The following is a 21721-nucleotide window of genomic DNA, read 5'->3' on the forward strand; positions in this document are numbered from 1 at the left end:
TGTTCGCTCCGTCATAGTCTTCGTCATTTAAACATATAACTCAATCTTGGAAGGGAAGTCAGCCGGCGGCGAAAAAAAGATTTCGAGAAAGAATCGTCATAATCGCGAACCCTGCACATAAGATGATACTAGTCCAAAAGCATGTACGAGTTGCGTCGCTGGCCTGCCCTATTGACCGGTGGAAGGCGGCGAACCGGAAATTCAATTGGGAGGGGATATTCAGTGGAGAAAGTGGACATTTTCAAGGACATAGCCGAACGTACCGGCGGGGATATTTACCTCGGGGTCGTCGGGGCGGTCCGAACGGGCAAATCAACGTTTATTAAACGGTTTATGGAGACGGTCGTCCTTCCGAACATCGCGAACGAATCCGACCGCGTAAGAGCCGTGGACGAACTCCCTCAAAGCGCCGCAGGCAAGACGATTATGACAACCGAGCCTAAATTCGTTCCTAATCAAGCGGTTCAGCTTAAGGTTACCGATGGACTTGAGGTAAACGTCAGACTGGTCGATTGCGTCGGATACGCGGTGGAAGGCGCCAAAGGCTACGAAGACGAGAACGGTCCGCGGATGATTACGACGCCTTGGTTCGACGAGCCGATTCCGTTCCAGGAAGCGGCGGAGATCGGAACGAGGAAAGTGATCCAGGAGCATTCGACGCTGGGCGTCGTCGTGACGACGGACGGCACGATCGCCGAAATTCCGCGCAGCTCCTACGTCGTCGCGGAGGAACGCGTCATCGGCGAGCTGAAGGAGGTCGGCAAGCCGTTCGTGCTTGTCATCAACTCGACGAAGCCAAAGAGCGACGAGGCGCAGCAGCTTCGAAGCGAACTGCAGGCCAAGTACGATATTCCGGTCATGACGCTTAGCGCGGCAACGATGGGCGAGGAGGAGGTCATCTCCGTTCTTCGCGAGGTGCTCTACGAATTCCCGGTTCACGAAGTAAACGTGAACCTGCCAAGCTGGGTCATGGTACTTAACGATAATCACTGGCTGAGAAGCAATTACGAGAGCTCCGTAAGGGATACGGTGAAGGATATCCGCAGGCTGCGCGACGTAGATCGCGTCGTTACGCAGTTCATGGAATACGACTTTATCGCGCGGGCCGGGCTTAGCGGCATGAACATGGGGCAAGGCGTCGCCGAGATCGATCTGTACGCGCCCGACGAGCTGTACGACCGCATCCTGATGGAGGTCGTCGGCGTCGAGATTCGCGGAAAGGATCATCTGCTGCAGCTGATGCAGGATTTCTCGCACGCGAAGCGCGAGTACGACCGGTTCGCCGAGGCGCTCGAAATGGTCAAAACGACCGGCTACGGCATCGCGGCGCCCACGCTTGCGGAAATGGCGCTCGACGAGCCGGAGCTCATCCGCCAAGGCTCGCGCTTCGGCGTCAGGCTGAAGGCTACCGCGCCGTCGATCCATATGATCCGCGTCGACGTGGAGTCGGAATTCGCTCCGATCATTGGCACGGAGAAGCAGAGCGAGGAGCTCGTCAGATACTTAATGCAAGATTTCGAGAACGACCCTATCAAAATTTGGGAATCCGATATTTTCGGTCGCTCCCTGCATTCGATCGTGCGGGAGGGCATCCAGGGCAAAATCGCGATGATGCCGGACAACGCGCGCTACAAGCTGCAGGAGACGCTTGGGCGAATCATCAACGAAGGTTCCGGCGGCCTGATCGCGATCATCTTATAACCGGTCGTGGCCGCGCCTCGAATAAAGCCGCTTCGGATCAGCGAAGCGGCTTTATTTGTTTTTGCGGAAATGCAGGTTACCACTTGAAATTGCGAATTAGCTGTATTACTATAGTTTTGTTCGGTCAAAAGGTATATTTTTGAAGATTTCCGTTAATAAGAGGGATAAGATGAGTCTTCAACGGCAAGACGCCTATCCTTTCGAGATTCGTTTCGCTAACGAAGCACGCTTACGAAGCGCGTTTTGCTTCACTGGACGAAGCAGATGCTATCGAAGCAAGTTTTGCTTCGCAAAACTTTTAAGGAGGTGAAACAATGAACAAAACAGATCTGATTGCCAAAGTGGCTGAATTGACCGACCTTTCGAAGAAGGATGCGACGAAAGCGGTTGACGCCGTATTTGACGCGATTTCCGACGCTCTGCAAGGCGGAGACAAAGTACAACTGGTTGGATTCGGCAACTTCGAGGTTCGCGAGCGCCAAGCCCGCAAAGGCCGCAACCCGCAAACCGGAGAAGAGATCGAAATCGCGGCAAGCAAGACGCCTGCCTTCAAACCGGGTAAATCTCTTAAGGACCTCGTATCCAATTAAGCATACGCATACGAAATGACGCTCGAACGAAATTGCCGTTCGGGCGTTTTCTATGAGATGCGGTCCCGCGGAGATTGCACAATCGCCCGACTTCCACTATAATTCACTTGGATAGCACGGCAATGCGGATGCGGAGGGATAACGATGGAACCAACGAATGGCGAGTACATCGTCGTAAAAGCGAAAGACCAAGGCGTGCAGGTCATCGGGTTGACGCGCGGACAAGATACGAAATTTCATCATACCGAGAAGCTGGACAAGAACGAAATATTGATTTGCCAATTTACGGACCATACGTCGGCGATCAAGATTCGCGGCAAGGCGGTCGTCATGACGAAGTACGGAACGATGGAAACCGACCAATAGCGAAGCGGCGCAGGGAGGCAGGCTCAGCCTGCTTTTTTTATGCCCGCGGTTGTCCGAATATTCGTCCCGACCCTCTCGTACAATGTTGTATGAGTCATTCCCGCATTGCGAAAGCTTTGTATAAGGGAATCGACGACTGCAATATGGAGGTGCGGAATGAAGGTTGCAAAACCGTTGTTGGCCGCTTGCTTGACCGCGATTGCGGTTATGTTGATTTGGGGGATGCTGCCGCTTTCGGATTGGGAGCACCCGGCCAGGCAGAGCGAGGTGGCCGTATTTCGGTCGACCCCGGCCGTAAAGCTTACGAACAATAACTTAGTCGACGTTCTGATCGGGGCCCAGCTGAACGAACGTCTGGAAAAGGCGGAGTGGAGGAGCGGGGTGCTCTCCGTCGATATGAAGGTGAACGCGAAGGAAGGGCGGCCATCCGCGTGGTTCGGCGATGCGGCGAAGCTGATTCGCGTCTCCTTCGCGCAGCTCGAGAACGTTAGGCGCGTCCTGATTCGCATCGTGGAGGAGCGGGAGGAAGGCTCCGTACTGCTAGCCGCCGTCGACGTGAGGAAGACCGACGGCTGGCTCATCCGGGAGATGGATGAGCTGGCGCATGCGGACCCCGTGCACGACGAGCTGTGGCGAAGCCGTCTCAGAGTCAGCTTCACCTCCGCTTGGGAGGCGTTATTCGGACCGCCTGCGGGCTTCTCCGTCCACCCGGCTGCAGGTGCCCGTCCTTAGGCGGTAGGATGTTGCAATTTGATGAACATCGAGCGCGATTGGAATGCTCTTTGGACGAAGATGTGCTATAATAGTTTAGATTATTGAGCGGCGATCTGCGCTTCTCTGTTCGGAGGCTTACCCCATGAAACCATACCGTATATCAGAAATAGCCCAAAAGTATGTCGAATACGACATGATTCAATCGCACACGGAGCTGCCGGCCATGTCGAGTCCGAGACTGCGCGCGCTCTATGCCTTTCTTAATCAGCAGCAATCGGTCGCAAAGCACAGCGAGCTGTACACGCTGGTCATCTCGCTCGTCCAGCTCGGAATGGACACGCACGATCTCATCGATACGGACGAGACGAAGCGGCCGGAGCCCGAAATGCGGGCAAGGCAGCTGAACGTCTTGGCCGGCGACTATTTCAGCGCACGATTTTACCATCTGCTCTCCCAAGCGGGACAAATCGATATGGTTTCGAAGATTAGCGGCGCCGTATGCGAAGTCAACCGGCTGAAGGTGAACCTGTACATGCGGATGAGGCAGCTGAAAATATCGGCAGAGGATTACTTGACGCAATCCGTTCAGCTTCGCAGCACCCTATTCCAGCTGTTCACGGGCGTCCTGGAAGGGAATCCGGCGAGATTGTGGTCCGAAGTCGTGGGCGGCATAAGCCGCTGCGAGGTCGTGCTTGACGAAATAGAACGAAGCGAAAGCCCCGTTCGATTCGATAAGAGCTGGGCTTATTGGCATGTCCTGCAAGAGGGGACGGAGGAAGAGCGCCAAACGCTCGCCGAACGTTCCGGCGAAACGGCTTTTATCGCGGGTCTGGTGGACAAATACGAAGTGCGCCGACTGCTTGCCGCCAAGCTCAAGCAATCCGTCGAAGCGTTCAAAGCGGCTGCGGGAAGGCTGGAATCGGACAAGCTGCTCGGCGAATTGAACCAGATCGTAGACGGCCTGTTGAACGGCAACGGCAATTCCGGTTATGCGCCCGCACTCAACAAGACGAGGTGACTTAAAGCATGGATACGAACTCCAAGAGCCACGTGCATGGCGTATTCGAGAGGATTGCCCCGCAATACGATTTTATGAACGATTTGATTAGCTTCCGCAGGCATAAGTCGTGGCGGAAGTTCACGATGAAGAAGATGGACGTCCGGCCCGGCCAATCGGCGCTTGACTTGTGCTGCGGCACCTGCGACTGGACGATCGCGCTGGCGGAGGCGAGCGGAACGGGCAAGGTGGTCGGACTCGATTTCAGCCAAAACATGCTGGACGTCGGCGCCCAAAAAATCGGGAAGCTGGGCTTGGCGGACCGCATTACGCTCGTTCAGGGCAACGCGATGAGCCTGCCCTTCGAGGACGATTCCTTCGATTTCGTGACGATCGGCTTCGGCCTCCGCAACGTGCCGGATTATATGCAAGTGCTTCGCGAGATGCGGCGGGTCGTGAAGCCGGGCGGCCGGGTTGTCTGCCTGGAGGTGTCGAGGCCGACCTGGCAGCCGTTCAAAGCGATGTACAGCCTCTATTTCGAGAGGATCCTGCCCGTGATGGGCAAGTTCGTCGCCAAGCGGTTCGAGGAATACAAATGGCTGCCCGAATCGTTGAAGTTGTTCCCGGGCCGCGCGGAGCTTGCCGCGATGTTCGAAGAAGCGGGCCTAGCCGGGGTGAGCGCGTATCCGCTGACCGGCGGAGTGGCGGCGCTTCATATGGGAACGAAGGAGAAGAAACAGCTATGATTCGCAAAATCGGCATTATTTTGGAAATGATCAAATTCGAGCATACGGTATTCGCGCTGCCGTTTGCGTTTATGGGAGCGATATTGGGCGCTGTCGTCATGGAGCAGCGTCTTCCTTCTTGGGCGGAGATCGGCTGGATCACGCTGGCCATGTTCGGCGCTCGAAGCGCGGCAATGAGCCTTAACCGGTTGATCGACCAATCGATCGATCTGCGCAACCCGCGCACCGAGAAGCGCGCATTGCCGGCCGGCTTGCTGAAGTCGGCCGAAGTATTGGCTTTTATTATCGTATCTTTCGCGCTGCTCATCTTCGCTAGCGCCAATCTGGAGCCGATCGCGCTTAAGCTTATGCCGGCCGCCGTCGTCATGCTGGTGCTTTATTCGTACACGAAGCGGTTTACGTGGCTTTGCCATATTTTCCTCGGGCTGACGATCGGTTTGTCGCCGCTTGGCGGATGGGTTTCCGTAACCGGCGGCTTCGATCTCGCGGCATGGCTCCTGTACGGCACGGTCGCGTTATGGATTGCCGGCTTTGACATTATTTACGCCACGCAGGATTTCGAATACGACCGCCGCGAAGGACTGCATTCCATCCCGGCCCGCTTCGGCATCGCCGGCGCGCTCTGGTTTGCACGGTCGCTTCATGCCGTGACGGCAATCGGGTTTATCGCCTTGTTCTGGATGACGGAACTAAGCTGGATGTATCTGCTCGGCACGATCGTATCGATTACGCTGCTGTTCTACCAGCACCGGCTTGTACGCCCGAATGATTTGTCCCGCGTGCAAACGGCATTCTTCGGCATGAACGGCACGCTTAGCGTCGTGCTGTTTCTGTTCACGATCGTCGATTTGCTGGTAATCCGCCAATGGTAGGCGCGGAGATGAGCTTGGAACGCGCGGCCCGGCCGAGCCGTTGGGTCGTCGGCATTACCGGCGCGAGCGGCTCGGTCTACGGAATCCGGTTGATCGAGGTTCTGCTGGACATGGGGCATCAGGTTCACCTGGTCGTGACGGAGGCCGGCTGGCGGGTACTGAAAGAAGAGCTGGGCTGGGAGACGGCAAGGCGATCGGCTGCGATCGAGAGCCGCTTCGGCGAAGCGGTCGCGGGCGGCATGCTGATCTTTCATCCGAACGCCGACATCGGAGCGAGCATCGCGAGCGGCTCCTTCCGCGTGCAGGGGATGGTGATCGCGCCGTGCTCGATGGGGACGCTCGCGTCGATCGCGCACGGCATATCCGACGACTTGATGACGAGGGCGGCGGACGTGATGATGAAGGAGAACCGCAAGCTGCTGCTCGTGCCGCGGGAAACGCCGCTTCATGCAGTGCATCTGGAGAACATGCTGAAGCTGTCGAGGCTCGGCGTACGTATGATTCCGGCGATGCCGGCTTTTTATTACAAGCCGCAATCGATGGACGAGATGGTCGATTTCTTAGTCGGAAAAGTGCTTGACAACATGGATATCGAACATGATTTGTACAGAAGATGGGGAGATGAACAGAATGGGCATGAATCGCCCGATCACCATCGGAAGAATTGACTACGCGAATGCTTGGCCGCTATTTCACGAATTCGAGAAACGTTCTACCCTGAGTAGCTATGAAGTGATTTCGCGCGTACCTTCTGAATTGAATCGAATGCTGCAGTCGGCCGAGCTCGACGTCTCGGCGATCTCGTCCTTCTCTTATGGACAAAACGCGAGCGACTACGTGCTGCTGCCGAAGCTGAGCGTCGGCTCGATCGGAAACGTGAACTCGATCCTGTTATTTTTGAAGGAGCCGATCGAGCGCAGGCGGCCTCGCAAAATTTCCGTTACGACGACATCCGCCACTTCGGTTAATTTATTGAAAATCATCATGACGATGTATTACGAGTGCGAACCGGAATATTCGCCAGCGGCGCCCGAGCTGGAAAGCATGCTCGAGGAAGCGGACGCAGCCCTTATCATCGGCGATTCAGCGATCCATGCCTCTTGGAAAAAACACGGCCTGCACGTCATCGATTTGGGCAGGCTATGGCATGAATGGACGGGCCATGGCATGACCTACGCGGTCGTTGCAGCCAGAAAAGACATCGCCGCGGCGGCGCCGGAGTCGATTCAAGCCGTATATAACGCGCTCCTGGCGAGCAAACAGTATAATAAGGCCCATTTGGAGCCGTTGATCAACTATGCTTGTTCGCTACTGGGAGGAGAGGCAGCGTATTGGGATATGTATTTCCGGTCGCTGCAGTACGATTTCGGCAGCGAACTGCAAGAAGGCCTGAAGCTGTATTTCCGCTATTCGAAGCAGCTCGGGCTGCTAGGTAGCGACGTGGAGCTTACTTTTTTCGAAGAGACCAATCTGCCCAATAGGTGAAAGAATGAAACTACTTGATTTGTATGCAAAGATGAAAGGCGACCTCAATCAAATCGAGCTCGAGCTGGAGCGCAGCGTCTCCGACGACCATGCGCTTCTCAGCGACGCTTCCCTTCATTTGCTCAAAGCCGGGGGAAAGCGGATCCGTCCCGTGTTCGTGCTGCTTGCGGGCAAGTTCGGCGACTATCGCCTTGACGTCATGAAGCGGGTGGCCGTGCCGCTCGAGCTGATCCATATGGCTTCGCTCGTGCACGACGACGTCATCGACGACGCCGAAACCCGTCGCGGCCAGCTGACGGTCAAGTCGAAGTGGGATAACCGGATCGCCATGTATACGGGCGATTACATTCACGGAAAAGCGTTGTCCATCGCCGCGCAGCTGCCGAATCCGCAAATCCATCAAATTCTCTCCCATGCGCTCGTGCAGATGTGCATCGGGGAGATGGAGCAAATCCGCGATTTCTTCAACACCGAGCAGACCATCCGGCATTACTTGCTTCGCATCCGGCGCAAGACGGCGCTGCTTATCGCCATCAGCTGCCAGCTTGGCGCCGTGGCGGCCGGGGCCGATCGACAGACCGCCAACCGGTTATACCGGTACGGCTACAACGTCGGCATGGCGTTTCAGATCCGCGACGACCTGCTGGACCTGTACGGAACGGAGAAGCAAATCGGCAAGCCGCCGGGCTCGGATATGCGCCAAGGTAACATTACGCTGCCGGTCATTCTGGCATTGCGGGACGCCCGCATGCGGGAATCGCTGCTCGTCGAAATCGCGGCGATCCGCGAAAGGGGCGGGCAAGCGGACGCGGGGCGCGCCATCGAAATGATCCGCAGAAGCGAGGGCGGCGAGCTTGCCGACCAGCTGGCGAACCGATACATAAATAAAGCGCTGCGGGCGATAGAGGGATTGCCAGGCATCGCGGCGAAGAAGAACTTGATCGATATCGCCCATTTTATTGGTAAGCGAAATTATTAATCATCCGGAAAAGAGAGGAATGTGGTTGAAGATGGAGAGAACGTTTCTGATGATCAAACCGGACGGCGTGCAGCGCGGGTTAATCGGCGAAATCGTGGCGAGGTTCGAGCGCAAAGGCCTGCAGCTGTCGGCGGCCAAATTCATGCTTGTTACCCGTGAGCTTGCGGAGAAGCATTACGAGGAGCACAAAGGAAAAGGCTTTTACGAGCCGCTGCTGGAATTCATTACGTCCGGTCCCGTATTCGCGATGGTGTGGCAAGGAGACAACGTCATTGCCTTGACGCGCGCGCTTATCGGGAAGACCGACGCGATCGACGCGCTGCCGGGCACGATCCGTTCCGATTTTGCCGTACATACCAATTTTAACCTCATCCACGGATCGGATTCGCCGGCGAACGCCGAGAGGGAGATCGGCATATTCTTCGCGCCTTCGGAGCTAGTCGATTACGAGCACGCCATTCAAAAGTGGATCTAGTCTTAATACTTTCACCCGGGTGGAGGGCACGATGCAGCAGGATCAAGATTTTGCACAATTTATAACGCGGATTAAGCAGAAGACCGACATCGATCTGTCGCAGTACAAAGAAGCCCAAATGAAGCGAAGGCTCACGACATTGCGCATGAAGCACGGCTATTCCTCCTTCGACGAATACTGGAAAGCCATCGAGAAGAACCGGAGCCTGATGAACGAGTTTTTGGACCGGATGACGATCAACGTCTCGGAATTTTACCGGAACCCGTCGCGGTTCGACGTGCTGCAGAAGCGGTTCCTGCCGGAAATGATGCAAACGGAGAACCGCCTGAAAATTTGGAGCGCGGCGTGCTCCACCGGGGAAGAGCCATACACGCTTGCCATGATCCTGTCCGAGCTTGGCGCGCTGCAGCGAGCGACGCTGCTCGCGACGGATCTGGACGCGAACGTGCTGCAGAAAGCGATGGAGGGCAGTTATTTGGAGCGATCGCTTCGCGACGTGCCGCCCGTATGCAGACAAAAGTATTTCAAGCAGGCCGACGGAGCGTACAGGATTGCGGACCAGCTCAAGCAGCATGTTCATTTCAAGCAGCAAAACCTGCTGCACGACGCCTTTGACAGCGGCTTCGACGTCATCGTGTGCCGCAATGTGATGATCTACTTCACGGAGGAAGCGAAGCATTTGCTTTACCACAAATTCGCCAAGGCGCTCAAGCCGGGCGGGCTGCTGTTCGTCGGAAGCACGGAGCAGATTTTCTCGCCGTCCCAGTACGGCTTCGAGACGGCGGATACGTTCTTTTACCGTCGCGTGCCGGCATGATGTATATCGATTTCCATGTTCTCCTATACTAGTCTTAACCGACGACTTTGGAGGATGAAGCAGCACATGGATAAACGTAAAGTTATTGCCGCCTACAGACGCGGATTCATTTCTCTTCAGGAATGCGCGCAAATACTGGGCGTCGACAGCGGGCAAATGACCAGACTCGTGAACGATCCGCTGCTCGTAAGCGACGGTTCGGCGGTGCGCAGGAAACGATCGATAACCAGTTCGCGAGAATGAATGAGCGGGGCCTGCTTGTTTGCCTTCTTCACGAAGGCAGGCAAGCGGGCCTTTTTTCATGGCCGGACTGCGCGGGAGGAGGCCGTTCAAATTCTTGTCAAACCGGGAGGGCTGTACTATAATGAGCAAAGATGTTTCGGGCAGTAGAACCAGGCAGGCTTTTGCACGTTTGCCTTGAAGGAGGAGCTTTGGTTGAGTTTACGGTATTTGACAGCGGGGGAAACCCACGGTCCCCAATTGACGGCGATCATCGAAGGACTGCCGAGTAATTTAACGATCGATTTCGAGGAATTGAACTTTCAGCTTCATCGCCGCCAGAAAGGTCACGGCCGCGGCCGGAGGATGCAGATTGAGAAGGATACCGCGAATATCGTCGGCGGCGTGCGCCACGGCAGAACGACCGGCGCGCCGGTCGCGATCGTCGTCGCCAACAACGACTGGAAGCATTGGACATCCGTTATGAACATCGAGCCGATCGAGGGCAGCGACGAAGAGAAGCGGCGCGTGCATCGCCCGCGACCGGGCCATGCCGATCTGAACGGCGGTTTGAAATATGATTTGAAGGACCTGCGCAACGTGCTGGAGCGCTCGAGCGCGCGCGAGACGGCTGCCCGCGTGGCGGTCGGCGCCGTTGCCCGCCAGCTGCTCGCCGAATTCGGCATTAAGGTGGCCGGGCAAGTGATCCGCATCGGCGAGATCGAGGCGCCGGCCAACGATTTGCCGGTGGACGAGCTCGTCCGCCTGACGGAGGAATCGTCCGTACGCGTCGTCGACAAGGAAACGGAACGGAAAATGACGGACTACATCGATCAGATCAAGGCGGAAGGCGATTCCATCGGCGGCATCGTGGAATGCGTGATCGAAGGCGTGCCGATCGGTCTCGGCAGCCATGTCCAGTGGGATCGCAAGCTCGACGGGCGTATTGCGCAAGCGGTCGTATCGATCAACGCCTTCAAGGGCTGCGAGATCGGCATCGGGTTCGAAGCGGCGAAGCTGCGCGGCTCGCAGGTTCACGACGAGATCATGTATAACGAAGAGAGAGGCTACCACCGCGCAACGAACCGTCTCGGCGGATTTGAAGGCGGCATGACCAACGGCGAGCAGATCGTCGTCCGCGGCGTAATGAAGCCGATCCCGACGCTGTACAAGCCGCTTCGCAGCGTCGACATCGATACGAAGGAGCCGTTCACGGCCCAGGTCGAGCGTTCCGATAGCTGCGCGGTACCCGCGGCGAGCGTCGTCATGGAGCATGTCGTGGCTTGGGAAGTGGCCAAGGCGTTCCTCGAGAAGTTCGGCGGCGACTCGATCGAAGAGATCCGCGCCAACTTGAACCATTACTTAGAGCAAATCGGACGGTACTAATCGATGCGCGAACTTATCGTTGATCTAGGCGACCGTTCTTATCCCATTTATATCGGAGAGGGCCTCCTGAAGGGGGCTTCCTCCTACTTGCTTAAACATGGCATCAGCAAGAAATCTCCATTGCTGATCATTACGGACGCCCAGGTGGCGAGCATTCACCTGCAGCCGTTCGAAGCCGAACTTCAGGCGGCCGGCTTCCGGACGGCGAGCGCCGTCGTGCCGAACGGCGAAAGCTCGAAATCGCTTTCGATGCTGGAGTCGCTCGTCACGAAAGCGCTTGAAGCGGGACTTGACCGCAAATCGGCGATCGTCGCCTTGGGCGGCGGCGTCGTGGGCGACTTGGCGGGCTTCGTCGCCGCGTCGTACATGAGAGGCATCAAATTCGTCCAAGTGCCTACGACGATTCTGGCTCATGACAGCAGCGTAGGCGGCAAGGTGGCGGTTAACCATCCGAACGCCAAGAACATCATCGGAGCGTTCCATCAGCCGGAGCTCGTGCTCTACGACTTGCAGACGCTGCAGACGCTTCCGCCGAGAGAAGTGAAGGCGGGCTTGTCGGAAGTTGTCAAGCACGGCCTGATCTGGGACGAACGCTTCGTCGATTGGTGCGAGGAGCACGCGGACAAGCTGCTCGCGCTCGATCCGGACTCGCTCGGCTACGCGCTGTTCAAGGGCTGCAGCGTGAAGGCGGAGGTCGTTTCGAGGGACGAGCGGGAGAACGGCCTTCGGGCCACTTTGAATTTGGGGCATACGATCGGCCACGCGCTGGAGGCGGTAGCCGGCTACAACGAACTGCTGCACGGCGAGGCGATCTCGATCGGCATGATCGGCTCGGCGAAGCTTGGACTTCGCTACGGCGCGTCCGATGAAGTGTATGAGGTGACGAAGAGGGTGCTGGCGAAATGCGGACTGCCGGTCCGATTGCCGGAGCACTTCGATACGGATGTCGTCATGGAAGCGATGATGCACGACAAAAAATTCATGGAAGGCACCATGGTATTCATCGTGCCGACCGCGATCGGGAAGGTCGAAATCAAACCGGACGTTCCCGTGCAATGGGTGAGGGAAATTGTGGACGAATTGAAACGGGAGGGCGATCAGCAGTGAGTGTGAGAGGGATCCGCGGCGCGATTACCGTCGACGTTAACGAGGAGCAGCCCATTCTAAACGCGACGATCGAGCTGCTTCACGCCATCGTGGCGGACAACGAGATCGTGCCGGACGATATTTGCAGCGTGTTCGTCACGGTGACGAACGATCTGGACGAGACGTTTCCGGCTCGGGCGATCCGCCAAATGAACGGCTGGGAGCTCGTTCCGCTGATGTGCGCTCTGGAGGTGCCGGTCAAAGGCAGCCTGGAGAGGTGCATCCGCTTAATGGTGCTTATAAATACGGACAAGACCCAAGCCGAAATCCGCCATGTCTATTTGAGCGGAGCTCAGGCGCTGCGTCCCGATTTGTCGTCGAAAGCATAGACGCAGGGTTTGACGGATCGCGGGCACGGTTCGAGAGAAGCATGCTTGCTAGTTGACGCATGGCCGGCCGGTGTAGTATATTGAAAAGCGTAAGCGAGAGTAGCAGAGAACAGTTTAGTTTAGATGAGTCGAGTTGAGATGAGGTTGCTAGAAGGGAAAGTAGCTGCCGTAGCAGTGCCTAAGGCTGAGCTCCGTTGTTCGTTGGAACAAAGGGGCAAAAGCGCCATAAAGCCGTACGCGCCGCTGCGTTTATTTCCGCTTACCCATTTCCGTAATCATCTAAAACCAACGCTCCTGCTCAGGCAGGAGCTTTTTTTGTGCCAATGGCTAGGAGGATTTCATTCACTTGGAGGTTGATCGGGATGTCAAACGAGCTGCAGCATGTAACGCGACTTGCCAGCCAGTACAATTTAATTCCAATCGTGCGCAATATGATGGCCGATACGGAAACGCCGATTCGATTATTTCAGCACTTCGCGAAGGAGAAGCACGCCTTCCTGCTGGAAAGCGTCGAAGGCGGAGCGAAGTGGGCGCGCTATTCGTTCATCGGCACGGATCCGTTCATGATGATTTACGGCAAGAACGGCGAGATCGTACTGGAGCAGGACGGCCAAAAAACGCTGCTGAGCGACAAACCGATCGAGCTTCTGAAGGCGCGTCTGCGCTCGTTCCGCAGCCCGTCGCTGCCCGATCTTCCTCCGTTCACGGGCGGGGCGATCGGATTTTTCGGCTACGATCTGCTGCAGTATTACGAGAAGCTTCCGGCGCACCGCGTGGACGACCTCGGCATGAACGACATTCAGTTTATGTTCTGCGACCAGATCATCGTTTTCGATCACTTTAAGCAGCGGCTGCAGGTCGTCGGCAACGTCCATATCGGGCAGGGAGCGACGGACAGCGAAATCGCTCGGGCTTACGAAGCGGCGGAGGCCAAGATCGAAGCGACGATCGAACGGCTGCAGCAGCCCGTAACGATCCCGGTCACGTCCGGGAAAGCCGACGACGCCGACCACGACCTCGGCGATATCCAGTCGAACGTGACGAAGGAGCAGTTCATCGCGAACATCGAGCAGGCTAAGCAGTATATCCGCGCCGGGGACATTTTTCAGGTGGTTCTGTCGCAGCGGTTCAGCATCGATACCGACATCGATCCGCTTCACGTGTACCGCGTCCTGCGAACGATGAATCCGTCGCCTTACATGTACTATTTGAAGATGGGCGAGGAGGTCATCGTCGGCACGTCGCCCGAGGCGCTCGTCAAAGTAAACGGCGACCGCGTGGAGACGCGGCCGATCGCGGGCACGCGGCCCCGGGGCCGCACGCCGGAGGAAGACAAGGCGCTCGAGCTCGAGCTGCTGGCGGACGAGAAGGAACGGGCGGAGCACTTGATGCTCGTCGATCTTGGCCGCAACGACATCGGCCGGGTATCGGAGTTCGGCACGGTGAAATGCGATTCGTTCATGGACATCGAGCGCTATTCGCATGTCATGCACATCGTCTCGAACGTCTCGGGCAAATTGCATAAGGACAAAGATTTCTTCGATGCCTTCATCTCCTGCTTGCCGGCGGGAACGGTATCGGGCGCGCCGAAGCTGAGGGCGATGGAAATTATCGCGGAGCTCGAGAACGAGGCTCGGGGCGCGTACGCGGGCGCGATCGGCTATCTTGGCTTCGGCGGTACCATGGACACGTGCATTACGATTCGGACGATTATTTTCAAGCACGGCAAAGCCTACGTGCAGTCCGGAGCGGGTATCGTGTGGGATTCGGTGCCGGAGAACGAATATATGGAGACGGTCAACAAAGCGAAAGGCATGCTGAAAGCGATCCGGGCGGCGGAAGCGATCTTCGCGGGGACGAAGGAACCGACGGATCGAGGCAATACGATCAATATGGACTATTATGTCAATGCGGGAGAGGGGCTCGGTCGATAATGCAGACAATCAGCAACAACATAACGATGCAGCAGGCGCTCGGACGATTGGTCGGCGGTTCCGATTTGACGAGGGAGCAGGCGAAGGCGGTCATGAACGTCATCATGAGCGGAGAGGCGACTCCTTCGCAGATCGCGGGCGTCGCTACCGCGCTCCGAATGAAGGGCGAGACGAAGGACGAGATCACGGGCTTCGCCGAAGCGATGCGCGCCCACTCGAGCCGCGTCAACACGGAGCAGGAAGGGCTGCTCGACACGTGCGGAACGGGCGGCTCCGGCATTCATAAATTCAATATTTCGACGGCTTCTTCGATCATTGCCGCCGCAGCGGGCATCCGGGTAGCCAAGCACGGCAACCGGGCCATGTCCGGCAAGGCGGGCAGCGCCGACGTGCTTGAGGCGCTCGGCGTTCAGATCGCGATTACGCCCGAGCAGGCGGCGCAATGCCTGGACGCGATCGGCATATGCTTCATGTTCGCCCAGCTGTACCATCCGTCGCTTCGGCATGCGGCGGTGCCGAGACGGGAGCTTGGCGTAAGAACGATCTTCAACATGCTCGGCCCGCTCACGAACCCGGCGGGAGCGGACCGGCAGCTTCTTGGCTTGTACGATCGCTCGCGAACGGCGACCGTGGCCGAGGTTCTCGGCGAGCTGGGGCTGAAACGGGCGATGGTCGTCAGCAGCCATGACGGCCTGGACGAAATCAGCATATCGGCGCCGACGCAAATTTCCGAGCTTCTGGACGGCGAAGTAACGACGTACGACCTTACCCCGGAGGAGCTCGGGCTTGCCAAATACCCGATCTCCGAAGTGATGGGCGGGGAGCCGGCCGTCAACGCGGCGCTGATCCGAGCCATATTCGCAGGCGAGCAGCGCGGTGCGTATCGGGATATCGTGCTCGCGAACGCCGGCGCATGCATTTACGTAGGCGGAGCGGCTTCCTCGCTGCGCGAGGGCGTGGCGATCGCCGCGGAAGTGATCGATTCGGGCAAGGCCGAGCGCAAGCTGGCAAGCCTTATTCAAATGACAGGAGAGTTGGCCCATGTTTCTGGATAAAATCGTTGCAACGAAACGAGCGGAGGTTGAAGCGCTCACCGGACAGTTACAAATCGCGGACGCGGAGAAGCGTATCGCGCAGTTAGGCCCGTGCCGGGGCTTTGAGCGGGCTTTGTCGGCGCAAGGCCGGAAAAGGAGCATGGGGCTCATCGCCGAGGTGAAGAAGGCTTCCCCGTCCAAAGGGCTGATCCGGGCCGATTTCGACCCGGCGCGGCTCGCGGCGGCATATGAAGCGGCAGGCGCGGATTGCATCTCCGTCTTGACGGACCGCGATTATTTTCAAGGAGACAACGCCTTTCTCGGCGACGTGCGCGATACGGTAGGCGTGCCGCTGCTCAGGAAGGACTTCACGATCGATGCCCGCCAAATTTACGAGGCGCGCTTGATCGGGGCCGACGCGATTCTGCTGATCGCGGCGATCCTTACGCCGGCGCAGCTGGGCGAATTCCATGATCTGGCGAAGGCGCTCGGCATGGACGCGCTCGTCGAAGTGCACAACCGGGAAGAGCTGGAGGATGTGCTCGCGCTGGATAAAGCGAAGCTCATCGGCATCAATAACCGCGATTTAAAAACGTTCGTGACCGATCTCAAAACGACGGAAGCGCTCATCGGCCTCATGCCGAAGGACGTGACGGTCATCAGCGAGAGCGGCATTGCCGGCAGGGCGGATATGGATTACCTGCAGTCGGCCGGGGCGCATGGCGTGCTGGTCGGGGAGCATTTCATGCGCCGTGAAGACGTCGGTGCGGCGGTCAACGATTTGATGGGCGCGGTGACGGCGCGATGACGTCAAGCCCGCGCATCAAAATTTGCGGCCTTAGGGATGCCGAAACGATCGCGGCGATGGACGGGCTGCCCGTCCATGAAATCGGCTTCGTCTTCGCGCCAAGCAAGCGGCAGGTCGATAAGCCGACGGCTGCCGGCCTCATCGAAGCCGCGCACCGCCTGAAGGCGGCGGGCGGTATCCGTCCCCGAACGGTCGGGGTGTTCGTGAACGAAAGCTTCGACGGCTTGAAGGCTGTCCTTGCGGAGGCGCCGCTCGACGTCGTCCAGCTTCATGGCGACGAGAGCCCCGCGCTGTGCCGCGAAGCGCGCGAGCGGCTTCGGGTCGACGTTTGGAAAGTATTTTCAATAAAAAATGCCGACGATTCGCCGACGGGAGCCGATGCCAAGCGGCGTCTTGCCCCGTACGAAGGAGCGGTCGACGCCGTTCTTATCGACGCTCCGGGCGGCGGCACGGGCCATACGTTCAACTGGGCGGCGATCGAGGCTTACAAAGAGGCGGCCGGAGAGTTCGGCATCCCGTTATACGTGGCCGGAGGGCTGCATGAAGGAAACGTGAAGGAGCTGCTTCGCTCCCATTCGCCGGGCGGCATCGACGTCTCGAGCGGCGTGGAGACGGACGGACGGAAAGATATCGATAAAATCCGATTATTCGTAAGAAGGGTGATGGAAGCATGACGCAAATACCTGATCAGAACGGCCGCTTCGGCAAGTTCGGCGGACGCTACGTGCCGGAGACGCTGATGAACGCGCTGCTGGAGCTGGAGGAAGCGTACCTCCACTATTCGAAGGATCCGGCGTTCCAAGACGAGGTTCGCTATCTGTTGCATAAATATTCAGGACGGCCAACGTCCCTCTATTACGCCGAAAGGCTAAGCAAGCATCTCGGCGGAGCGAAAGTGTACTTAAAGCGCGAGGATTTGAACCATACCGGGGCCCACAAAATCAACAACACGATCGGTCAAGGCGTGCTGGCGAAGCGGATGGGCAAAACGAAGATCATCGCGGAAACGGGCGCGGGCCAGCACGGCGTCGCCTCGGCGACGATCGCCGCGCTGCTCGGTCTCGAATGCAAGGTGTTCATGGGCGAGGAGGTTATGAAGCGGCAGCAGCTTAACGTGTTCCGCATGCAGCTGCTAGGCTCCGAAGTCGTTCCGGTCGTGTCGGGCACCCGCACGCTGAAGGATGCCTGCAACGAGACGCTTCGTTACTGGGTAAGCCACGTGGACGATACGTATTATATTTTGGGTTCGGTTACCGGACCGCATCCTTATCCGATGATGGTGCGCGATTTCCAGCGGATCATCGGGGACGAGGCGCGCAAGCAAATTTTGGAAGAAGAAGGCAAGCTGCCCGATTACGTCGTCGCGGCGGTAGGCGGCGGCAGCAACGCGATGGGCATTTTCCATCCTTTCGTTGCCGATGAAGGGGTCAAGCTGCTCGGCGTCGAAGCGGCGGGCCGCGGCGTCGATACGACTCTGCACGCGGCGACGATGACGAAGGGGCGCCACGGCGTCTTCCAGGGCTCCATGAGCTACGTCCTGCAGGACGATCACGGACAGGTTCAGCCGGCGCATTCGATTTCGGCAGGGCTCGATTATCCGGGCATCGGGCCGGAGCATGCTTATTTGAAGGATTCCGGCCGCGCGGAATACGTGCCGATTACCGACGCGGAGGCGCTCGAGGCGCTTCAGCTGCTCTCGCGCACCGAAGGCATCATTCCCGCGCTCGAGTCCGCCCATGCGATCGCCCAAACGATGAAGCTCGCGCCTACGCTCGGCAAAGACCAGGTCGTCGTCGTCAGCCTGTCCGGCCGCGGGGACAAGGACGTGGAAGCGATTATGAATTATTTGGGAGGCGACAAGCATGAATCTCATTGATACGGCATTCGCGCGACTGAAGGAGGAAGGCCGAACCGCGCTTATTCCTTTCCTGACGATGGGCGATCCGGATTTGAAAACGTCGGTTGAAATCATCAAAAGGCTGGAGCAGGCGGGAGCCGACATGATCGAGCTTGGCGTTCCTTATTCCGATCCGCTCGCGGACGGACCCGTCATCCAGCGCGCCTCCGAGCGAGCCTTGACGAACAGCATCACGATCGGGGATTGCATTCAAGTCGCGGAGCAGGCGCGCGGGGAAGGCGTCAAAATCCCGTTTATTTTGTTTACGTATTATAACCCGGTTTACCAATACGGCCTTGACGCCTTCTTCGAGCTGGTAAGGAGCAAAGGCATTAGCGGCCTCATTATTCCGGACTTGCCGATCGAAGAGGACGAGGACGTCCGCCAATTGGCCGAAGCATCCGGCGTTCATCTAATTCCGCTCGTCGCGCCTACGTCGAAGGACCGCGTCGTCCGGATTTCGGGCAAGGCCAGAGGCTTCGTGTACTGCGTATCCTCGCTTGGCGTAACCGGCGTGCGGGCCGATTTCCACACGGGCATCGACGAGTTTCTGGCGACGGTGCGGGGAGCGACCGATCTGCCGATCGCCGTCGGATTCGGCATCTCGAGCCGAGAGCAGGTCGAGCGATTCTCCAAGCAGTGCGACGGCGTCGTCGTTGGAAGCGCGATCGTGCGCACCATCGAAGAAGCGATTCCGCTCCTGAAGGACGCGGGCAAGCGCGAGGAAGGGCTGAAGCTGATCGGCGATTTCGTCGCGAAGCTGAGAGGCTGACAATCGAACAAGGGGAGCCGCCGCATTTATGCGCGCGGCTTCTTTCTGTTCAAAAATACTTTAAAACCGATACCAGATATGAGACAATGGTTGACAGGCAATATGACCAGATAATAAAAAAGAGGTGAACGGCTCATGCAGCCCAAAAGCAATATCGTCCACCTTCCCGTCTATCAGCCCGGAAAGCCGGTTGAAGATGTTAAGCGGGAGCTGGGACTGACCGAAGTCATTAAGCTGGCATCGAATGAGAACCCGTTCGGATACTCCGAACAAGCGAAAACGGCGATCATGGAGGAGCTTGGCAATTTAAATATTTATCCCGACGGCGCGAGCGTCGAGTTGACCGCAGCGCTGGCCGACAAACTTGGCGTCGGCACGGACCAGGTTATTTTCGGAACCGGCTCCAGCGAAATTATTTTGATGATTGCCAGGGCGTTTCTCGTGCCCGGCGACGAGACGATCATGGCGGACGAAACGTTCGCCCAGTACAAGCATAACGCGGAAGTCGAGAACGCGCGCGTTATCGAAGTTCCATTGCGGGACGGCAAGCACGATCTGCCGGCCATGCTGGCCAAGGTGAACGGCCGCACGAAGATCATTTGGATCTGCAATCCGAACAATCCGACCGGGACGATCGTCTCGCGCCGGGAGCTTGGCGAATTTCTTAAGCAGGTGCCGGGCAACGTGCTCGTCGTTCTTGACGAAGCGTACGGCGAGTACATCGACGATTCCGAATATCCGGACGGCGTGCAGCTGCTGCAAGATCACCGCAATCTGATCGTCCTTCGGACGTTCTCGAAAATTTACGGCCTCGCGTCGCTTCGTATCGGCTACGGCATCGGCCATCCCGACGTCATCCGCTTCACGAACCAGGTGCGCGAGCCGTTCAATACGACGAGAGCCGCGCAAGCGGCGGCCAAGGCGTCCATCGGCGACGACGCGTTCATTGCCTACTGCCGCGAGCAAAATAAACAAGGAATCGTATATCTGTGCGAGCAGTTCGACCGGATGGGTCTGTCCTATTTCCCTGCATACGGGAATTTCGTCATGGTCGACGTGCAGCGCCCGTCGCCGGAAGTATTCGACGCCCTGCTTCGCAGAGGCATTATTTCGCGCGCCCGGTGGACGTATTATCCGAATCATATCCGAATTTCGGTCGGCACCCGCGAGCAGAACGAGAAGTTTATCTCGGCATTGGAGCAAGTATTGCAGGAAGAGACGGTGCAAGGATAATTTTATGACTACTGTAGCGATTTTCGGGGTAGGGCTGATCGGCGGCTCCATCGCCCTAAGCTTAAAAGGAAAACCGGATATGACGGTGGTCGGACATTCGAACCGGTCCTCTTCCGTGGAAAAATATATGCAGAGAGGCGTCGTCGATTACGCGACGACGTCCAAACGGGAAGCCGCCGAGCAGGCGGACTTCATTTTTTTGTGCGTGCCGGTCGGCAATTTGGAGGAAAATCTGCGCGAGCTAAGCGAATACAAGCTGAAGCCGGGCTGCATCATTACGGACGTCGGCAGCACGAAGGCGACCATCACGGCATGCGCCCGCACGCTGGACCTGGGGGAAGCCATCTTTATCGGCGGCCATCCGATGGCCGGCTCGGAGCGCTCCGGCGTGGAGGCGGCATCGTACCATCTGCTGGAGAACGCCTATTACGTGCTGACGCCGGACGAATCGACGCCGACCGAAGCCGTCGACCGGCTGAAGGCGCTGCTCGCTTGGACGAGAGCGAATATCGTCATGGTCGACGCCGAATCCCACGACGAGATTGTAGGGGCGATCAGCCATTTGCCGCATATGATCGCGGTGTCGCTCGTCAATCAGGTGCGCGGCTACAATGAAAAGAATGGCCTATACGAATCGCTGGCAGCTGGGGGGTTCCGCGACATTACCCGCATCGCGTCGGGCGATCCGACCATATGGCGCGACATTCTGATCAATAACCGGACGGTGCTCCTCGGCCTTCTTCGCGATTGGAGCGCGGAGACGGCCAAGTTCGCCGATATGCTCGAGCGGGCGGACGGCAACGCCATTAAGGAAGCGTTCGAGTCGGCGGGCGCATTCCGCAGCCGCATGCCGGAGCGGCGCAAAGGGATGATTCTGTCCGCATACGATTGCTACGTGGACATACCGGACCATCCCGGCATTGTCGGCAAAATAACGAGCGAGCTTGGCAATAACCGAATCAATCTGAGCAACCTGCAGATCATCGAGAGCAGGGAGGACGTGCCCGGCATTTTGCGGCTGTCGTTCCGTTCGCAGGAAGCTTTGGATCAAGCGATGCTGCTGCTCGGCAATAGCGGGTACGACGTGCACATGTAACCGGAGGCACTTTCACAAAAAAAGCAACAATGCGTTTTCAAATTTATCGAGATAAAAATGAAAACGCTTATTGACAACTTGGAAGCGTATACATATAATAAAGGTACAGTATGGTTTCTCTCCAC

General features: G+C 57.6%; 24 protein-coding genes. All 24 read left to right on the forward strand.

Going from position 1 to position 21721, the window contains the following annotated elements; genetic code table 11:
* The first annotated feature begins 222 nt into the window (after positions 1-222).
* The 24 genes from spoIVA to IDH41_RS13855 all read left to right on the forward strand — a co-directional run bounded on the left by spoIVA (position 223) and on the right by IDH41_RS13855 (position 21596).
* On the forward strand, positions 223-1701 hold the full coding sequence (gene spoIVA, locus IDH41_RS13740; RefSeq protein WP_190861909.1) for a stage IV sporulation protein A: 1479 nt from the start codon (positions 223-225) through the stop codon (positions 1699-1701).
* 314 nt (positions 1702-2015) lie between these two features.
* On the forward strand, positions 2016-2291 hold the full coding sequence (locus IDH41_RS13745; protein WP_190861911.1) for an HU family DNA-binding protein: 276 nt from the start codon (positions 2016-2018) through the stop codon (positions 2289-2291).
* Positions 2292-2435: 144 nt separating this feature from the next.
* The gene (gene mtrB / locus IDH41_RS13750; RefSeq protein ID WP_190861913.1) at positions 2436-2657 is read left to right on the forward strand and encodes a trp RNA-binding attenuation protein MtrB; all 222 of its coding nucleotides are present in this window, start codon (positions 2436-2438) and stop codon (positions 2655-2657) included.
* 156 nt (positions 2658-2813) lie between these two features.
* A complete protein-coding gene (locus IDH41_RS13755; protein ID WP_190861915.1) occupies positions 2814-3389 on the forward strand; it encodes a hypothetical protein in 576 nt (191 codons plus the stop codon).
* 124 nt (positions 3390-3513) lie between these two features.
* Positions 3514-4389 carry a heptaprenyl diphosphate synthase component 1 gene (locus tag IDH41_RS13760; protein WP_190861917.1) on the forward strand — a complete coding sequence of 292 codons (876 nt, stop codon included), beginning with the start codon at positions 3514-3516 and terminating at the stop codon, positions 4387-4389.
* Between the two features lie 8 nt (positions 4390-4397).
* Positions 4398-5114: a demethylmenaquinone methyltransferase gene (locus IDH41_RS13765; RefSeq protein WP_190861919.1), complete on the forward strand. Its 717-nt coding sequence runs from the start codon at positions 4398-4400 to the stop codon at positions 5112-5114.
* Entirely contained in the window at positions 5111-5986 is an 876-nt protein-coding gene (locus tag IDH41_RS13770; protein WP_190861921.1) for a UbiA-like polyprenyltransferase, read from the forward strand. The genes IDH41_RS13765 and IDH41_RS13770 overlap by 4 nt, the downstream gene beginning before the upstream one ends.
* 8 nt (positions 5987-5994) lie before the next feature.
* The gene (locus IDH41_RS13775; protein ID WP_223829707.1) at positions 5995-6654 is read left to right on the forward strand and encodes a UbiX family flavin prenyltransferase; all 660 of its coding nucleotides are present in this window, start codon (positions 5995-5997) and stop codon (positions 6652-6654) included.
* Entirely contained in the window at positions 6617-7471 is an 855-nt protein-coding gene (locus IDH41_RS13780; RefSeq protein ID WP_190861924.1) for a menaquinone biosynthesis protein, read from the forward strand. Before IDH41_RS13775 ends, IDH41_RS13780 begins: the two co-directional genes overlap by 38 nt.
* A 4-nt stretch (positions 7472-7475) precedes the next feature.
* On the forward strand, positions 7476-8450 hold the full coding sequence (locus IDH41_RS13785; protein WP_190861927.1) for a polyprenyl synthetase family protein: 975 nt from the start codon (positions 7476-7478) through the stop codon (positions 8448-8450).
* A gap of 31 nt (positions 8451-8481) precedes the next feature.
* Positions 8482-8925, forward strand: coding sequence for a nucleoside-diphosphate kinase (gene ndk, locus IDH41_RS13790; RefSeq protein WP_190862083.1), 444 nt, complete (start codon positions 8482-8484; stop codon positions 8923-8925).
* Between the two features lie 31 nt (positions 8926-8956).
* Complete coding sequence (locus IDH41_RS13795; protein ID WP_190861929.1) at positions 8957-9742, forward strand: CheR family methyltransferase; 786 nt, start codon at positions 8957-8959, stop codon at positions 9740-9742.
* A gap of 66 nt (positions 9743-9808) precedes the next feature.
* Positions 9809-9985, forward strand: a complete 177-nt coding sequence (locus IDH41_RS13800) for a hypothetical protein (protein WP_190861930.1) — start codon at positions 9809-9811, stop codon at positions 9983-9985.
* Between the two features lie 192 nt (positions 9986-10177).
* Entirely contained in the window at positions 10178-11347 is a 1170-nt protein-coding gene (gene aroC / locus IDH41_RS13805) for a chorismate synthase (RefSeq protein WP_190861932.1), read from the forward strand.
* Positions 11348-11350: 3 nt separating this feature from the next.
* Positions 11351-12454, forward strand: a complete 1104-nt coding sequence (gene aroB / locus IDH41_RS13810; RefSeq protein WP_190861934.1) for a 3-dehydroquinate synthase — start codon at positions 11351-11353, stop codon at positions 12452-12454.
* Positions 12451-12822 carry a chorismate mutase gene (aroH, locus tag IDH41_RS13815; protein ID WP_190861935.1) on the forward strand — a complete coding sequence of 124 codons (372 nt, stop codon included), beginning with the start codon at positions 12451-12453 and terminating at the stop codon, positions 12820-12822. The genes aroB and aroH overlap by 4 nt, the downstream gene beginning before the upstream one ends.
* 362 nt (positions 12823-13184) lie before the next feature.
* Complete coding sequence (gene trpE / locus IDH41_RS13820) at positions 13185-14756, forward strand: anthranilate synthase component I (RefSeq protein ID WP_190861937.1); 1572 nt, start codon at positions 13185-13187, stop codon at positions 14754-14756.
* A complete protein-coding gene (gene trpD, locus IDH41_RS13825) occupies positions 14756-15811 on the forward strand; it encodes an anthranilate phosphoribosyltransferase (protein WP_190861939.1) in 1056 nt (351 codons plus the stop codon). Before trpE ends, trpD begins: the two co-directional genes overlap by 1 nt.
* Positions 15798-16598, forward strand: coding sequence for an indole-3-glycerol phosphate synthase TrpC (gene trpC, locus IDH41_RS13830; protein ID WP_190861941.1), 801 nt, complete (start codon positions 15798-15800; stop codon positions 16596-16598). The genes trpD and trpC overlap by 14 nt, the downstream gene beginning before the upstream one ends.
* Positions 16595-17272 carry a phosphoribosylanthranilate isomerase gene (locus IDH41_RS13835; protein ID WP_190861943.1) on the forward strand — a complete coding sequence of 226 codons (678 nt, stop codon included), beginning with the start codon at positions 16595-16597 and terminating at the stop codon, positions 17270-17272. Before trpC ends, IDH41_RS13835 begins: the two co-directional genes overlap by 4 nt.
* On the forward strand, positions 17269-18474 hold the full coding sequence (gene trpB / locus IDH41_RS13840; RefSeq protein ID WP_190861945.1) for a tryptophan synthase subunit beta: 1206 nt from the start codon (positions 17269-17271) through the stop codon (positions 18472-18474). Before IDH41_RS13835 ends, trpB begins: the two co-directional genes overlap by 4 nt.
* Positions 18461-19267, forward strand: coding sequence for a tryptophan synthase subunit alpha (gene trpA, locus IDH41_RS13845; RefSeq protein ID WP_190861947.1), 807 nt, complete (start codon positions 18461-18463; stop codon positions 19265-19267). The genes trpB and trpA overlap by 14 nt, the downstream gene beginning before the upstream one ends.
* Before the next feature lie 135 nt (positions 19268-19402).
* Entirely contained in the window at positions 19403-20500 is a 1098-nt protein-coding gene (gene hisC / locus IDH41_RS13850; protein ID WP_190861949.1) for a histidinol-phosphate transaminase, read from the forward strand.
* On the forward strand, positions 20409-21596 hold the full coding sequence (locus IDH41_RS13855) for a prephenate dehydrogenase (protein WP_190862085.1): 1188 nt from the start codon (positions 20409-20411) through the stop codon (positions 21594-21596). Before hisC ends, IDH41_RS13855 begins: the two co-directional genes overlap by 92 nt.
* Positions 21597-21721: the final 125 nt, after the last annotated feature.

Source organism: Paenibacillus arenilitoris, from assembly GCF_014705655.1.
GTDB classification, from domain to species: Bacteria; Bacillota; Bacilli; order Paenibacillales; family Paenibacillaceae; genus Pristimantibacillus; species Pristimantibacillus arenilitoris.

Excerpts from the sequence above, each read along its gene's own strand:
- IDH41_RS13745 (WP_190861911.1), top strand. The coding sequence starts at position 2,016 with ATGAACAAAACAGATCTGATTGCCAAAGTGGCTGAATTGACCGACCTT.
- mtrB (WP_190861913.1), top strand. The coding sequence starts at position 2,436 with ATGGAACCAACGAATGGCGAGTACATCGTCGTAAAAGCGAAAGACCAA.
- IDH41_RS13755 (WP_190861915.1), top strand. The coding sequence starts at position 2,814 with ATGAAGGTTGCAAAACCGTTGTTGGCCGCTTGCTTGACCGCGATTGCG.
- IDH41_RS13760 (WP_190861917.1), top strand. The coding sequence starts at position 3,514 with ATGAAACCATACCGTATATCAGAAATAGCCCAAAAGTATGTCGAATAC.
- IDH41_RS13765 (WP_190861919.1), top strand. The coding sequence starts at position 4,398 with ATGGATACGAACTCCAAGAGCCACGTGCATGGCGTATTCGAGAGGATT.
- IDH41_RS13770 (WP_190861921.1), top strand. The coding sequence starts at position 5,111 with ATGATTCGCAAAATCGGCATTATTTTGGAAATGATCAAATTCGAGCAT.
- IDH41_RS13775 (WP_223829707.1), top strand. The coding sequence starts at position 5,995 with ATGAGCTTGGAACGCGCGGCCCGGCCGAGCCGTTGGGTCGTCGGCATT.
- IDH41_RS13780 (WP_190861924.1), top strand. The coding sequence starts at position 6,617 with ATGGGCATGAATCGCCCGATCACCATCGGAAGAATTGACTACGCGAAT.
- IDH41_RS13785 (WP_190861927.1), top strand. The coding sequence starts at position 7,476 with ATGAAACTACTTGATTTGTATGCAAAGATGAAAGGCGACCTCAATCAA.
- ndk (WP_190862083.1), top strand. The coding sequence starts at position 8,482 with ATGGAGAGAACGTTTCTGATGATCAAACCGGACGGCGTGCAGCGCGGG.
- IDH41_RS13795 (WP_190861929.1), top strand. The coding sequence starts at position 8,957 with ATGCAGCAGGATCAAGATTTTGCACAATTTATAACGCGGATTAAGCAG.
- IDH41_RS13800 (WP_190861930.1), top strand. The coding sequence starts at position 9,809 with ATGGATAAACGTAAAGTTATTGCCGCCTACAGACGCGGATTCATTTCT.
- aroB (WP_190861934.1), top strand. The coding sequence starts at position 11,351 with ATGCGCGAACTTATCGTTGATCTAGGCGACCGTTCTTATCCCATTTAT.
- trpE (WP_190861937.1), top strand. The coding sequence starts at position 13,185 with ATGTCAAACGAGCTGCAGCATGTAACGCGACTTGCCAGCCAGTACAAT.
- trpD (WP_190861939.1), top strand. The coding sequence starts at position 14,756 with ATGCAGACAATCAGCAACAACATAACGATGCAGCAGGCGCTCGGACGA.
- trpC (WP_190861941.1), top strand. The coding sequence starts at position 15,798 with ATGTTTCTGGATAAAATCGTTGCAACGAAACGAGCGGAGGTTGAAGCG.
- IDH41_RS13835 (WP_190861943.1), top strand. The coding sequence starts at position 16,595 with ATGACGTCAAGCCCGCGCATCAAAATTTGCGGCCTTAGGGATGCCGAA.
- trpB (WP_190861945.1), top strand. The coding sequence starts at position 17,269 with ATGACGCAAATACCTGATCAGAACGGCCGCTTCGGCAAGTTCGGCGGA.
- trpA (WP_190861947.1), top strand. The coding sequence starts at position 18,461 with ATGAATCTCATTGATACGGCATTCGCGCGACTGAAGGAGGAAGGCCGA.
- hisC (WP_190861949.1), top strand. The coding sequence starts at position 19,403 with ATGCAGCCCAAAAGCAATATCGTCCACCTTCCCGTCTATCAGCCCGGA.